10 protein-coding genes are annotated in these 14,381 nt (G+C 52.3%); 6 read left to right on the top strand and 4 right to left on the bottom strand.

Annotation, left to right across the window (positions count from 1 at the left end; translation table 11 throughout):
* Positions 1–203 precede the first annotated feature (203 nt).
* Complete coding sequence (locus ACL9RI_RS25360) at positions 204–3,350, bottom strand: DEAD/DEAH box helicase (protein WP_422729244.1); 3,147 nt, start codon at positions 3,348–3,350, stop codon at positions 204–206.
* Complete coding sequence (locus ACL9RI_RS25355) at positions 3,316–4,134, bottom strand: Hachiman antiphage defense system protein HamA (RefSeq protein WP_422729243.1); 819 nt, start codon at positions 4,132–4,134, stop codon at positions 3,316–3,318. Before ACL9RI_RS25355 ends, ACL9RI_RS25360 begins: the two co-directional genes overlap by 35 nt.
* A 1,290-nt stretch (positions 4,135–5,424) precedes the next feature.
* Between ACL9RI_RS25355 and ACL9RI_RS25350 the strand changes: the two genes are divergently transcribed.
* Positions 5,425–6,468, top strand: coding sequence for an LPO_1073/Vpar_1526 family protein (locus tag ACL9RI_RS25350; protein WP_422729242.1), 1,044 nt, complete (start codon positions 5,425–5,427; stop codon positions 6,466–6,468).
* 295 nt (positions 6,469–6,763) lie between these two features.
* Here ACL9RI_RS25350 and ACL9RI_RS25345 read toward each other — a convergent pair whose 3' ends face one another.
* A complete protein-coding gene (locus ACL9RI_RS25345; protein WP_422729241.1) occupies positions 6,764–7,072 on the bottom strand; it encodes a hypothetical protein in 309 nt (102 codons plus the stop codon).
* A gap of 531 nt (positions 7,073–7,603) precedes the next feature.
* Here ACL9RI_RS25345 and ACL9RI_RS25340 point away from each other — a divergent pair.
* Positions 7,604–8,404, top strand: a complete 801-nt coding sequence (locus ACL9RI_RS25340) for a hypothetical protein (RefSeq protein ID WP_422729240.1) — start codon at positions 7,604–7,606, stop codon at positions 8,402–8,404.
* Positions 8,401–9,657: a tyrosine-type recombinase/integrase gene (locus ACL9RI_RS25335; protein WP_422729239.1), complete on the top strand. Its 1,257-nt coding sequence runs from the start codon at positions 8,401–8,403 to the stop codon at positions 9,655–9,657. Before ACL9RI_RS25340 ends, ACL9RI_RS25335 begins: the two co-directional genes overlap by 4 nt.
* Before the next feature lie 149 nt (positions 9,658–9,806).
* Here ACL9RI_RS25335 and ACL9RI_RS25330 read toward each other — a convergent pair whose 3' ends face one another.
* On the bottom strand, positions 9,807–10,115 hold the full coding sequence (locus tag ACL9RI_RS25330) for a cupin domain-containing protein (protein WP_422729274.1): 309 nt from the start codon (positions 10,113–10,115) through the stop codon (positions 9,807–9,809).
* Positions 10,116–10,226: 111 nt separating this feature from the next.
* Here ACL9RI_RS25330 and ACL9RI_RS25325 point away from each other — a divergent pair, with 111 nt between their 5' ends.
* The 3 genes from ACL9RI_RS25325 to ACL9RI_RS25315 are packed head-to-tail and all read left to right on the top strand — an operon-like array spanning position 10,227 to position 14,381.
* A complete protein-coding gene (locus ACL9RI_RS25325) occupies positions 10,227–11,414 on the top strand; it encodes a hypothetical protein (protein WP_422729238.1) in 1,188 nt (395 codons plus the stop codon).
* Complete coding sequence (locus ACL9RI_RS25320; RefSeq protein WP_422729237.1) at positions 11,407–13,389, top strand: caspase family protein; 1,983 nt, start codon at positions 11,407–11,409, stop codon at positions 13,387–13,389. Before ACL9RI_RS25325 ends, ACL9RI_RS25320 begins: the two co-directional genes overlap by 8 nt.
* Entirely contained in the window at positions 13,386–14,381 is a 996-nt protein-coding gene (locus ACL9RI_RS25315; protein WP_422729236.1) for an AAA family ATPase, read from the top strand. The genes ACL9RI_RS25320 and ACL9RI_RS25315 overlap by 4 nt, the downstream gene beginning before the upstream one ends.

Raw genomic sequence — 14,381 nt, 5'->3', positions numbered from 1 at the left:
CACGCATTCGTTTAACCCTGCATAGTCCAGATCTTTCAGGCACTCATGGATTCTGCCGATAAGTCAGGTGGAATTGTGCTACTAATGCGGGTCGGATTCCATTGCAAATTCACGGGAAAATTGGATTAATTTTCAATGCAACTTAACAATGACGCGCTAATTTATCATTACGCACCAATCTAGGCTATAGCAAGTCCAAGTTCCTATCTAATATTATCAAAAATACTTTTGAAGTAGGCGGGGTACTGCGTAATTGATGCAGCGATGACCGGTCGATGCGTTTTAAAAGCATTTGATGAGTATTGTTCGCTATAGCCAGAGCTCCGTAAAGCTTCTGCAACGTCAATTGCCACTGCTCTATCCGCCAGTCCCTCGTCAAATATAGAAATCGATAAGCGGTCAGCAAGACCATACTTCAACGACTTCTGGAAAAACTGTAAAACTGCGGCTTCTTCACTTATTAAATTATTTCCAAAAAGAAACTGAGAAACAGCAGAGACAATCAAGGAGCACTCAAAGCACAACTGCTTTTCTAAAAAATCCATAATATCAAGCTCGGTCAATTTTCTGGCGCCTTCTCCCCAAGGACGAGTTCCACCCGCCATTTTAGCGCTACCCAAAATTGCTGAGTAGGGTGCTGCATTAATCCACAACTGAGCCAACAAATAAGAAATATTTGATGGAAGAACGGAATGGAAAAACATACTGTCCAGCAATATCTGAAATAGAGGCCAAATGCTATTCAACCATTCACCATTGGTTTGGAGGCTAAGCAACGATTCCCGATTCAGCTCTACCCATTCTTCAACTTTACGGGCGTCAGCAACACCCAATAATGTTTTTGCATAGACGTGTTGCTTGTCTTGGCGCGGGGCAACGCTATCCACGTAAATTGCAATGGTTCGGAACAATATCTGTAGCTGTACCTTTTGTTCAGCCGTTGCTATATAAAAAGCTAAAGTCGCATCGGCCAGGGCCGCTGCACGGCTTTGAAACTCGTCCGGAGTATCAAAGCCGCGATTCGCCATCAAATAACTTTCGAGCGATTTCTGGAGCCGACGTTTCTTCTTGAGTTGCTTAATTAACCACTCGGGTGTAAATCCTCGAACCGAGCGTGCCTTGACATGCGCCCACTGACTTATTTGCTCATCGGTCGCAACAAGCAATTGAGTCAAATCAGAAAATGGTAACGGAAGGGTAAATTTTTGAGTTTCATCAAGAATGGGCGCAACAATACTTAGCAACGAGCTTGATGTGTCCTCCGATTTATCAGGTGCTAATAGGTTAGCTGACATGTCAAACTGCCACGACTTGGTTATTGTGTCGTCTATCACGGATGAGTCCGCAAAGATTACCAAGCCTTCTGTATGCATACCTGCGCGACCAGCACGTCCGATGAGATTAAGAAAATCTCTAGTCTTGATTCGTTCACCCGCTTGGTAAATACTTGAAACAATTAAGTATCTAATCGGAAGATTGACTCCTTGCGCAAGCGTAGAGGTACATATCACGAATTTCAGCAAGCTTTTCTGCATGCCATATTCAACTGCTAACCGAACACCATGCGGCGTATTGCCATGGTGAACAAAGCAGCCAAACTCTGCGGCTTTAAATAAATAAGATTCTTCTCCAAAATGTTTTCCAATCAAAGTGGTCATGGCTTTTATTTCACCTTGGTCAGAAAAATTATTTGGGGCGGCCTTCTGATACTGCCTTGCATAGACCTCAACTATTCGCTTAGCCATACCCTCGGCAGTATCTTTTTTCCCGCAAAAGACAGCCACAGCTCCTTGAGGTACTAGCGAAATTCCCAAGTACAGCGAAACATCCTTCGCAGCATCTTTACCTTTCTCGGGGAACTTTCGTTGCTTTTCTCTCGGTTTTCTAAACAAGTCCTGCTGTTCGATTACCCTCGGTACAAAATAGTCGAATTTATCCCGTCGCACAGGCCGTTCATCGAAGAATCGAAGTTGGCCAGCAGTCTCCAACCAAGACGCGAACGCGATAGACCGGGCGGTGGGGAAAAGTGTAGTTCCGTCAACTACAACGGCACCCTCGCCAATCAGCCAATTCGCCACAGGCGCGGCATTTTTAATTACGGCGGAGATGAGAATGGTTTGTACATTTTGCGGAAGTATGGCCTTCAACTCGGTCAGCAATAATTCATACACGATACCTCGAGACCCGGAATCAAACTGGTGGCCTTCGTCGTAGGCTACTAGGCCAATTTGCTGGGACAAAGCGGGCTGTTGCCTCAATATATACAGCAATTTTTCAGGAGTAAGAACCAGGATGTATTTTGTAGAAGGTGCCTCACCCCCGAAAATTTCAGCTATCTCCGCCATAAAGTCCATTTGCAGAGCGTCGCTAAGCTCGTCGACTTTTACATCATCGGATAGAAACGATTCGCGTAGTGTTCCGCCGACCTCGTGGCATAGAGCCCTGAAAGGTACGACGACAACCGCAAGCTTCGCACGCCCGGATAGGAAGGCGCTTCTCAAGATAATTTCCAGCGAACGTGTTTTTCCCGCGCTGGTAGGCATTTGCACCAATCCTGAGACACCGTTATAGATGCCGTTCATGCCTAACAAAACTTGAGATGGCCAAAGTTCTTTTGGGAAGTGGGGGTGCTGCAACGCAGTGGCCCACAGTGTGGCGGGTAATCCAGTGAAACGAGGGAGCAATTCCCAGGAGGAGGCCTCCACACGCAGTGCAGCCACCGCCACCACCAAATCAGTAAAAAGCAAATTCCTTGCTGTTCCCCATTGGTACACTATCTTCCGTAAAGTTGAAAACGATTCGTGCAAAGCATCAGCGCCCGGGAACCCTAAAATAAAATGATTCGAAATCTCGACAGAAAGGGAGTAAATTTTTTCAGAAAATGCGCCGGAACCAGTTAGCGGTTCAGTCCACTTTGCCTTCAGCAACCACCGCAGAAAATTTTCAACTATATCATCGTCCGGCGCACTCACCAGCCTCTTTGCAAGAACAAAACTGCTGCCTGGACGCTCAGCAAGATAGTAAGCAGCGGATGCCAATAAAAGAACATCCTGTACAGGGGCATCATCAAACCTAGACGCGAGATATGCGTCGAAGAATTTAGCTGCAAACTGAAGTTCTTCGCCCGGAAAGATCTCGGCATCAGGAGCATTAGCTATCTCGGCCGCATAATCGCCAAGAATGCCAATCGTCAGTAAAAATAGTGAAGCCGGTTCGACTCCTCCCGGGATAGCAATATGATGAGATTCATCAATCCCCAACTCATACATCTTCCCCTTTGACCGAGTAATCTTTAGAACATTTTGGCTTCGGAACTCAGGCTTCATCAGCAGCTCGCTTGTAAATAGCATGAGCCAAGGTCATTAGGCCAGAACCCTTGATAACAATTAGCTGTAGGTTTTTCTGGTTAACATGATTTACTACAGTTGAAGATTTCAATTTTTTCTCGTCAAACGCCATAGTTGAAAGCATTGCTGCTGCCCCCGATTTATATATGAAGGGCCTGTCATCCTTATTTTGAAACCGTGCAATCAAATCAATTTTCTCATCGTCCTTACCTTTGATAAATCGACGCTTGGTTGCGTTCAATGAGATGGCTGCACGTAAATAATCTTTGTGTGAATGGTCAATTGCCTCTTGAAGTTTTTCGTTAGATGCGGTTTCCGATAGCTGAGCTTTTACTTCATAAGTTAACAGCTCATCATTAGGATCTGCCTTCCCCAAGCTGACAACCTTGAACCCAAGAATATCCACACCTTTTGCTGATTCGTTCCGGCTTTCTTTTTCGCTGTACTTGCCGCGAGGCACCCAATACCCAAGTACGTGCTCAACGTAGTCGGAAATTAACAGTTCCGCAAAGTCGCCTGCACGTATAGACGGTCCGGGTGCTACCTTCGCATCGGGAAATGCAAAGTCCAAGAGATATTGAGAGCGGGTAAGCCCAGTACCATCCCGTAGAACGTCTATGTCGGAATCAAGGCAGTAGTTTTGGCGAAACCGCGTCGCCCAATCTTTCAAGCAGGCGTCATCACTGGGCGGGACCGTGAGTTCCCAGATGGGAATAGATTGGCCTTCATCGGTATAGATAACCTTACCCGTGTTTGTAAGAAGTTTTAAGTAGGCTGGTGAGCTCATCTTCGAACGCGCAAGAAGCGCGCGTGGATACCTGTTTCGTGCCATTTTACAAGTTCTGTTACCAAAACGGAAAATTTTGTTTTAATTACAAAAATATGGCGAACTCCGTCCCCGTGAGGCTAATACACTTGGCACCTGTGGGACCATCGTTCCCCTTCTACATCCCGGTTGTGGCGCCTACCGTGGATACACTGCAGAGGGTCGATCAAGCCGAATTGGCAAAAAAGGTGTCTTCCAGGAGACCGACGTTATCGTGCATTACCGACGCAATGTGGATCAGTGTAATCACCGCAACTATCGAGGTTCGTTCGACCAAGCAAATGCCTGACTCCTTGAAGAATCTGCGTAAGCATGGGCCCGCTATCATCGTTCTTTGAGCACCGCGCGACTCTATGATTGTATTTGGGATGAAAATCGATTCTGTCTACAATTTTATCTATGGGCAGAAACTCAACTAGTCACAACCAAGGCGAAACGCGGCCCCTATCGCCAGCAAAGAGACGAGGTCAATAGCGAGCACGTTGGTCGCGGACACTTCGATGCCGCTGACTGGCCGCGAATTGAAGATCAACACTAATCAGCTTTTCAGATGGCGCAAGCGTTTCACTGCCGAGGAGCTTGCTTGTCACATGCGCCAAGTCAGCTAATGCAGAACCGCCCTGGCCCCTTGCTGTACGACATGGAACGCTAACTGCGTGTCGCGCTTGACAACTCGGCGGCCTAACACGTCCTGCGTGGCATCGCCATTAGTCGGTGCAACTACCTGTTTGCCGGCGCCGACAGCGGCGGCGAGTGGGCTGCGGCGATCTACTCGCTGATCGGCACGGCCAAACTCAGCAGTGTTGCCCCCGAAGCCTGGCTGCGCCATGTCCGAGCAGCAACACAGATCCAAAAAAATAGTCGTGCTGGCCTACCGCACTCAAGTGGAAGCATTAGATGACGATCCCTGTTAAACACGAGCAGCGTATCTCATCGAATAAATGCCCGATTGACAGCTAAGTGTAACTGTGGGATATATCCTAAGATTCAATTCAAATGGGATTTCTAATGCTTTTTTATCGATTGATCGCCGGCCTAGCTTTGTTGGGAGCCGCGGGTTGGGTATACGCGAAACCCGGATGGGACAGCATGTGCGCAGTCTTGGCAGCTTTTGCGGCTCTCGCTGCCACCTTTATTCCGATGCAAAAAACGCGGGGACAACAGGCGCAAAACGTGGAACAAGGCGGTATCGGTATTCAAGCTGGACGCGATGCGCACGTTGGCAACATCGACCATAAGGGCTAAACCCAAATGCTCTCCAAGCAGTTAGATCAAAATCTCGGCGAGGGTGCCGTCGGTGTGCAAGCTGCCCGCGACGTCACTGTTAATGTTGGCCTTAGCTTTAGTGAAGTGCATACGATTGCCACTATGGTCTTCAAAGAGGACTTTGTACGTATGCTCGATCACGCCGGCGTCTTAGCGGAAGCACGCGCGGAACGCATTCTTAATCAGTATCTGGAACGAGTCGAGGCACTGAACTTGGATATCCGCCACCAAGCACAGGATCCTGATTTTCGTTATGTACTATTTTTAGCCCAAAAAGCAGCGGCACGAAGTGGCAGTGAGAATTTGCAAAATGTTTTGGTCGACCTCTTGGTCGTACGTAGCCAGCAGCCCTCTCTTAGTTTGACTCAATTGGTCTTGAACGACGCGATCGAAGTTGTACCGCGAATCACTTCAGGACAAATTAATGTCCTCATCGTCGCCGTCGTTTTCCGGCGCATTTTCTTCTCTGGTATAGCCACCTTTGACAGTTTTTTGAAGGTGATGGATATCTACCTCAAACCATTTCTTAATGACTTACCCACTTCGCCTGGCTCCATTATGCATCTCATTCAAGCTGGCTGTGGCGCTCCGGAAGACCCAAGTAAATTAGGCAGTGTGCTACAACAGCAGTATCCAGGCATCTTTCAACTTGGCGTTTCTGATACGGACGTTCGTATCAAAGGCCTGAGTGCCGTTGCGCGAGGCCTACTGGTCCCCTGCGACAATAACCCCAGGCTACTTAAAGTTATGGGAGCCACCAGCAGCATGTTCGTCGAGATTTGCAAGCAGACCAAAATTTCCGATTCAGAATCTGAAATGCTCGACCATGTTTTTCATGGCACAGCTATGTCTGTTTCAGCAATCAAGGAGCGCTGCATAACTGCGCGTCCTTATCTTGCCGACTTATTCGACATATGGGATAAATCTAAGTTGAAGACATTTGTTCCGTCTAACGTGGGACTGGCGATTGCGCATGCATGCCTACAGCAGCACGGACAGCTGGAACCGCTTAGTCATTGGGTGGAATGATGTACACCGTGCTGCATGAGGCGCCTGCGAAGTGGCGATTGCGTTACCCACAGGCATTCGTTTACATATTTATGGCACTGGTCGAAGCAAGGTCAATACATTTGTTCTGTCCGAACTTTTCACAAATGGGTCACGAAATCCTACGATTAAAATACAGTGGGTTGCCACACCTATCCTCCGCCCTCAAGCCGCAATAAATCGTCTAATCTATGACAAAAAACGCAGTAGCTTTTGATATTTGGCTTTTTTAGCAATCAACTCCGTTAGATGTGATACCACTTAAAAGTTGCCACATTTATACTACATCATTCTCCCTCAAGGCTTTGGAGGTGTCCAGTTTCAAAGCCAGCACGCTGTTGAGCATTTGAATGCGGCAGGTCACCAGAGCAAGCATCTTGGCAACGATGGCCATACACGTCGTGAAAATTAAAATAGCTTGGTTCGCGCTTTGAGAAAACCCTGTTTTTAAGTGCGAACCATAGCGTATGGTGAGATAAATACCAACTAAACTGCACATGATAGCGATCTGCGCCGCAATCACCTCACCCCATATTTTTTTCATCCTGGTTCGATGTCTCGAAAATTCATCGCTAGCGTTAGACATTGCCACTCCTCACATAATTGCTTTGGCCGAAAAACTCGCTGCATTATTGACGCAGTATCTGTGTACTGACGCCAGTAAACTTACCCAACTCATGAGAGTGGCAGATGCCTTTGCTTCCATGCTTTTGCCAGTTACCTTTTGTATACCTGATTGTGCTATGGCACTCCCGGCCAAGCTTCGCTGCTATGCCAAAGCTCCAGAGTTGCCAAGCGTTTGACCTGCTGTTGATGAAATCTTGCTACTAGTACTTTTGCTTGCCATGGCTTTCCCGAACGCAAGTTAAATACAACTACATATAGAACATATGGATAAAACTTAACTATAGGTAGTATTAGTTGTATTTTCAAGCACTTTTTCTTTATATGCCTACTTTTGTTAAATTATGACTGGAATGGCATCAAAAAATTGATCTCACAATTGCTTGAACCTTTGTTTATTGTATTTACCTTAATGCGTGCTAAGGTAAGTATTCATGTTTGACAGTCATATTTATAACTGTTATCGTACTCATAGATTTCTTAAAATGCCGCCATGTCCAGGCCCGCCTTCTCCCTTACCGACGCCCAAGCCCGTGCTCTGACATTGCGAACGGCCGAGCTCCTCGCGCTCATCCCTCTCGCCCCACGCAATCACCGCCCTTTCGTGCGTGCCTTTCTGCGTGCAGTGCAAGAAATTACGGGAAAGTTGTATAGTCCTTCCATTTATCATCGTTTACTCAGCGCCTACGCGCAGGATCGGCGACCGTCGACCAGTACGCTTGCTACAGAGAAGCAGGCCCTGGCCAATGAAATCGCTTCGATGCCAACCACCGTAGCCATTCTTGACGAGGGAAATGCCGCGCTGCGGCCGCTCGAGGATTCCAGTTTATTGCGAGCAGTTGTCGCAGATGTGATCGAATCGACGTTGTTGAGGGTTGCGCGCAGTACCGGGCAGGGAGACCTGGCGCAAGTCAATTTCTATGCATCGAGATTACGGGAGGCTGAGGTACAAGTTCGTGAGTTGCGCCTCAACTGCGCGCGGTTAACCGCCGAGCTTGAGGTCGCGCACCAATCTATACAGGCGCAGACTGAGGAAACTGAAGGCTCCGCTAAAGTATTGAGTCAGCATTTGATGACCGTGGCGAAACTGACTAGTGAGGTGTCCGACATACGCACTTTCGCACTTCAATCGATTGATGAAGCAAGAGGCGAGGCTCGCTCGTGGAAAGAGCGATGTTCGGCGATCGAGGCACAAAGGCAAAAGGATTTGCTGCTTCTGGAAACTTACCGACAGCAAGCCTATCGTCAAGGTGCATCCATTCCAGCTGCGCTCGCCAATGATAAATTACTGTGAACGAAATTCGTGTATTGGATTCGATAATATTGTCATCCGCCCTGTCCGTTTCTCACGGACTGGGGCCAGTGGCTGACGACTGGGAGGCCGCGCAAGTATGGCTTCGGGCCATTGCCAGTCGCAGCCGGCGAAATTCGCCGGAGACCATTGCGACCTATGGCTATCACCTGGCAAAACTACGTTGGTTTTGTGAAAACGTGCATTTCGTACCACCTTCCCGTTGGACGGTCCAGGACGTCGAGATATTTTTCGCCTTTCTCACCGATTTGCCTGACAGCGCACTGTGCGCGCAGGATGCCGATACCTTGCGATATGCGAGGTTTGACGAGGATGGGCATACCCCTTTTCGAACAAGACCTTCTAAGAGCAGCCGTTCCGACATCCAACGATGTATTCATGCAATGTTTCGAGCGTGGAGAGAAATGGGCTACATCCACATCAATCCAATGGGATTGCACGGTGCCGGCTCGGTCCGGAAAGTGAATACCAATCGGGCCATAGCGCCCGACTTGTATGATATCGTGCTCGAGGCAATGGAAGCTGAGGAAAAGCCCACCTTTAGCCGGCGCCAAGCGTATGCCCGAGACCGATTCATCTTTATTGCACTGCGGGAGCTTGGTCTTCGTACCAGCGAGCTGGTCAAGGCAACGATGTCTGCCTTCTATCGCCTATCCGATCCGCAGGATGGAAAAACCTACTGGGTCATAGTGGTTCGTGAGGAAACCGCAAAGGGACAAAAAGAACGGAAGATACCAGTGCCCCGCTCGGTGCTTGAGGCGCTGGAAATTTATCGCGAAGCCTTTGGGATGGCGTCGCACCCTGATGCAGCCGAGAGCGTTGAATTAGTACTGTCCACGCGAACGAATAGGACCGCTGTTCTATCCGGTGGAAGTGCAATCAAAGACGTGCAGTCTCGACGCTACTTTCAGGCTTGGCTACCGGTAACAACGCGACATGGCCTATACCACATCGTTAAGAAACGCCTTGGTGAGGCAGCAGCTTTTCTAGAGTCCGTTGGCGACATTGAACGGTCAACAATATTGCGTCAGGTATCACCACATTGGCTGAGACATACCTTTGCCAAGGCAGCTTTGCTTGCTGGTCAGGACATTCGACACGTTGCCTCCTTGCTTGGCCACAGTGATTTGAGTACCACTATGGTGTATACAGAACAAGATGCCTTGGACTTAATACGATCAACGAACCGAATAGTGCCCGGCTTATTAGCAATCGATTCGGTCTCCGTCGTCTAACTCTCGTATAAAGCGTTTGTTGAAAACCGATATTTTTGGTTCTGACGGTTACCATTTCCTGAGTTAAAGCGGTCAGCAGTTCTTGAACACGCCTATTCTTGCGTGAGCCACTGATTGCTAATCAGTCCGCAATTTCCATGAACGATTGCCTAGGCGCAATGATGTTCAGATTCTTTGCTTGGCAAACCCACCATATACTTTGCATCTGTCACCTTTGCCAGCCACACGACAGCTACGCCATCGAGCGCTCCGGCGATCGCTATGTGAGTCATTGCCGTCGTTGGCGTCGCGCCATGCCAATGTTTGTGACCGGGTGGGCAAATGATCACATCGCCAGCCCGGATCTCAACGATCGGACCGCCTTCGCACTGGGTCCAGCAGCAGCCGGCAGTTACTACAAGTGTCTGTCCCAACGGGTGCGTATGCCAGGCCGAGCGCGCGCCAGGCTCAAAAGTGATATTTTCAAATTCTTACCGATTAGTTAAGGTGACTTTTGGTGAGAATTTTTCGGGTGTGATAATGGCACAATAAGTCTTGCCACAAAGCTGGAATTCTTACATTATCTTTCTATGAGCAAAATTTTGTTATTTGTACACGGTACGGGTGTACGTAAGGCTGGTTATGACTCCTCCATGGAGTTAATCAAGCGCCAATTGGTGACGTATCATTGTAACGTGAGGCTGGAAGGATGCTTCTGGGGTGGCAGTGTCGGCGCCACCCTGCCCGACGAATGCCGTTCTGTGCCGGGCTACGGTAACACCCGCAGCATTGGAAACACCGCTGAGGACGACGACCTAGCCCTTTGGAACTTGCTGTGCCGTGAGCCCACCGCGGAACTGGGCATGCTAGCCACGAGCGGGGGCGTGATGGCGGCTTACCCGCCCAACCTGCCACACCCAGGCGTGCAGCTATGCGCGCAATTCGCCGGGCTTCAACACCATCCAGATTTGGTGCGCGCCGTCGCCGACTTGGCGCCGGACCATACGGCCGCGTCCATCCTGTCCCTCATCAGCGGATCACCAGCGTACGCCGCGGCCGAACAGTGCGGCGCTGCGGCAACGCCCAGCCACGCCGCCGCGCTGGCGCGTGCGGTGGTCGCCACCCTTCAATATTTGGCGCTAGAACAGGGCTTGCCCGTGTACGACGCGCATGGCAGTAACGCACTGGCGACTCAGCTGGGGCAAGCACTGGGAAGCAACGTGCGCGGCCCGGTCGGCGCCGGACTCACTTCCCTGCTATCCTGGGGGGCGACGTGGTACAGCCGCGCCCGACGGGGACGGCTGACCGACCAAGGCTATGCTGCCGCGGGTGACATTCTGTGCTACCAGTCGCGCGGCGATGCGTTGCGAGATTTTCTGCTCAACAAGATCGCCGAGTTTCCTGACGACCAAGTGATCTTGTTTGCGCACAGCCTAGGTGGCATTGCGTCGTTTGAAACCCTGATTCAGCACCAGCCCGCCAATGTGGCCAAGCTAATCACCTTTGGATCACAGTCGCCCTTCCTGTACGAGATGGACGCCCTGTCAAAGCTGCGGCGGAGCGCGGAGTTGCCCGTATCCTTGCCGGACCAATTTCCACCGTGGAGCAATTTCTATGACCTCAACGACCCGCTCAGCTACCTGGCTGGCAAGCTGTTCGACAGCCGGGTCAGCGACCATGAGGTGAAAAGCGGTATGCCCTTCCCTGCCGCGCACAGCGCCTACCTGCGCAACGAACCGTTTTGGCACTTGGTAAGTAGTAAGGTCGCACTTGTTTAATCCAGATCCCAAGCAACTGCGGGTCGTATTGGTGGGTATAGATCAATATGCCTACGCTCCAGCCTGGCGTCTGGATGGCCCCGAGGCGGACGCCAGGCGCATGGCCGCCTGGCTGATGACGCAAGGAGTGGAGCCGGACCAGATCACCATGTTCCTTTCGCCGGCTGGCTGGCAAGCACCCGAGATGCTGCAGTGGGCCGACCAGTGCGAGCTGAAACCTGAGCGGCGCCGTCACGCCACCCAGGAGGTGATCAAGCGTTTCGTGGACATCGAACTACCCAAGGCAAGCGGCGAGGCACTGTTGGTCTACTGGGGCGGCCACGGTCTGATCGACCATCAGGGCGTAGAGCGATACTTGGTGCTGGCGGACGCTACCGAGGACCAAACGTATTACGTCAACCTACAGCAATTGCTGTCGGTGCTGAAACGGTCAGAGCTCAGTCATTTGCGGCGGCAGGTGTGCATCGTCGATACCTGCGCCACGCCCAGGGACGCCATCAAGACCAAGCTGACGCTCAACGACACCAATTTCACCATTGGTTCGCTGGCGCACCAGGCAATCTCGCAGTGCATCCTCCTTGCGGCTTCCGATGGCTTGTACGCCAAGAATGACAGCGCCGCCCGGCGAGGGGTGTTCTCCCACCATCTGCTCAATGCGCTGGCGAACGGCCCCGGACGGCCCGGACCAGAGGAATTCGCCGCCGCCTTCGAGTGCGCGCTGAAGGACCCAGCGCTCGGCGAGCAGCGCCCCCGCAGGTGGCTGATCGACACCGCGAACGACCGACAGGAATACGGCTGGGCCGCCCCCGCCGACGATCCGGTCGCTGACTTGCTTGCCCTGGTGCGCACCCATATTCCCGATGTCACGCTGGCGCGGTACGAACGGCTGTATCTGCGCAGCCTGCCCAATCCTACCCGTGCCGTGCAGCAAGGCGGAGCGGAGGATTGGCTACGACATCTGCACGACGTGCCCGTGGCAGATACACACCGACCGCCGCCGTTGGCGGAGTTCGCGATCCGCTTGGCCAAGGAAACCGGGGCGACCGTGCTGGAGGACTGGGCTGCAAGCGCCTGCAAGCCGGAACAGTTGGTTCAGCTTCAGCTAAAGCTGCAGGACGAGGGCCAGCGTGACACCGAGCGGACTACCTTGTTCATCGAACTGGACGAGAAAGCCCAAAAATTGTGCTGGTGGCTTAGCGCCGCGCAGCCTCACTTCCGCACCCAGCCTGCCGTTCTGACTCTGGCACCTGCCCGCCTGCACGAGAGTTTCGCGGACGCGCTGGGAACCGTGCTCAGTGAAGCACATCTCCGCACGGGTACGGAGTGCGAGCTTTGGATAGGTCTCATCTTGCCCAGTAATTTACTGGCAGCGGGCCTGGAAGACGTCAGCATCGGCGTGGTGCTGGATGGCGCTTACAGCGACCAATCCCTGCACGAACGTTACCCGCTGCTGCTCCACTGGAGCCAACGTGCTTGGAGTACAAGTGCGGGACTTCCCTCGTCCCCTTGGGGACTGGCCGTAAAGAAGATCAAAGAGCGCATGGCCCAGGGCGGTGGCACGCTAATGTACTGGCTGGACCACAACCACCGCAAGCCTGAGGAGGTGGCCCGACTAGAACTGATCCGTGGGCATTCAAGACTGACTTGCATCGGCATCGATGGCCACCCGGCGAACGCCAGGCCGCTAGATGAACTCGTGTCGAGCTGTCTGCGGCAAGGCATACCGTGCCTGCTGTTGATCAGGCAGGCCACTTCCAACACTGTCGACGATGTCACGAAGCGCGCCGAACGAGACGAACTCGGGCTCTCACTTGGCGCCGCTCCAGCGGCGGACACCCCGCTAGTGCTGAGGAACCTGTGGGCCGCGTCCACCACGGACAGCATTCTGTCCGGTGCCCGGCTCGTGTGGGACCTGCCGTCGCACTTACCGTCGCCCGTACAACTTCAACCTCCTTTCTCAGGACATCAGATATGAGCACCGAAAACGAACTGGATTGGCGCATTTACCGCGGCGACGGCCAAGTCCACACCGGATGGCAGCCGCCTGAACCTCCGATTTGGCGCCCTCGCCGTTCCGCCGCCGCCGCTAAAGTCGTCGTGCCGCCACTGTCGGAGGCGGCCAGTCACCACGGAAGCCATTACAAAAGCAGCGAGGAAATCGTTCGTATCGTCAACGCCGCCATGCACCTGCGCCGTCCACTATTGATCACGGGCGCGCCGGGCACCGGCAAATCCACCTTGGTCGATGCCATCGCCTACGAACTTGACCTAGGAGAGCCACTGCGCTGGTCGGTAACATCGCGCAGCACCTTGCACGATGCGCTGTACAGCTACGACGCTATTGGCCGCGCCCAGCACCGCGAAGCCGAAATGCGTGACGGCCAGCCGCTGGACATAGGCCACTTTATCCGGCTGGGGCCGCTGGGCACAGCCATGCTGCCGGCTGACCGTCCGCGTGTCCTGCTCATCGACGAGATCGACAAAGCGGACATCGACCTTCCCAACGACCTGCTCAATGTGTTGGAGGAAGGGCGCTTTCACATCCCGGAACTCGGTCGGCTGGGCAAAAAGACCTACAACGTGCTGACCCGCGATGGCGAGCCGGCCGCGATCACCGGCGGCGACGTGGAATGCTTTGAATATCCACTGGTGGTTATGACCAGCAATGGCGAGCGCGACTTCCCCGCCCCTTTTTTGCGCCGTTGCCTGCAGCTGCGCATGCCTGACCCTTGCGAGAATCCGGAGCGGTTGCGCGCCATCGTCGAGGCCCACTTGGGCGACGCGATGGCGAACAACGCGGCTGGCATGATCGAACATTTCATCCAGCGCGCGCAGGACGGCGAGATATTGGCCACGGACCAGTTGCTAAACACGGTGCAACTGGTCATGGGAGCCTACGCCATGAGCGATGAGGATAGGCTAGCCTTGGCCGACCAGCTTACAGTCAGCTTGGGCAGAAAGCCCTGA

The organism is Janthinobacterium sp. Mn2066 (genome assembly GCF_049319705.1).
Lineage (GTDB): Bacteria > Pseudomonadota > Gammaproteobacteria > Burkholderiales > Burkholderiaceae_D > Janthinobacterium.
The sequence above is the reverse complement of the archived record's forward strand: the minus strand, read 5'-3'. Positions and strand labels throughout refer to the sequence as shown.

What these genes read in the sequence shown, in the direction of transcription:
- ACL9RI_RS25325 (WP_422729238.1), top strand. Translation starts at nt 10,227, where the DNA reads ATGAGCAAAATTTTGTTATTTGTACACGGTACGGGTGTACGTAAGGCT.
- ACL9RI_RS25345 (WP_422729241.1), bottom strand. Translation starts at nt 7,072, where the DNA reads ATGTCTAACGCTAGCGATGAATTTTCGAGACATCGAACCAGGATGAAA.
- ACL9RI_RS25360 (WP_422729244.1), bottom strand. Translation starts at nt 3,350, where the DNA reads ATGCTATTTACAAGCGAGCTGCTGATGAAGCCTGAGTTCCGAAGCCAA.
- ACL9RI_RS25350 (WP_422729242.1), top strand. Translation starts at nt 5,425, where the DNA reads ATGCTCTCCAAGCAGTTAGATCAAAATCTCGGCGAGGGTGCCGTCGGT.
- ACL9RI_RS25340 (WP_422729240.1), top strand. Translation starts at nt 7,604, where the DNA reads ATGTCCAGGCCCGCCTTCTCCCTTACCGACGCCCAAGCCCGTGCTCTG.
- ACL9RI_RS25355 (WP_422729243.1), bottom strand. Translation starts at nt 4,134, where the DNA reads ATGAGCTCACCAGCCTACTTAAAACTTCTTACAAACACGGGTAAGGTT.
- ACL9RI_RS25315 (WP_422729236.1), top strand. Translation starts at nt 13,386, where the DNA reads ATGAGCACCGAAAACGAACTGGATTGGCGCATTTACCGCGGCGACGGC.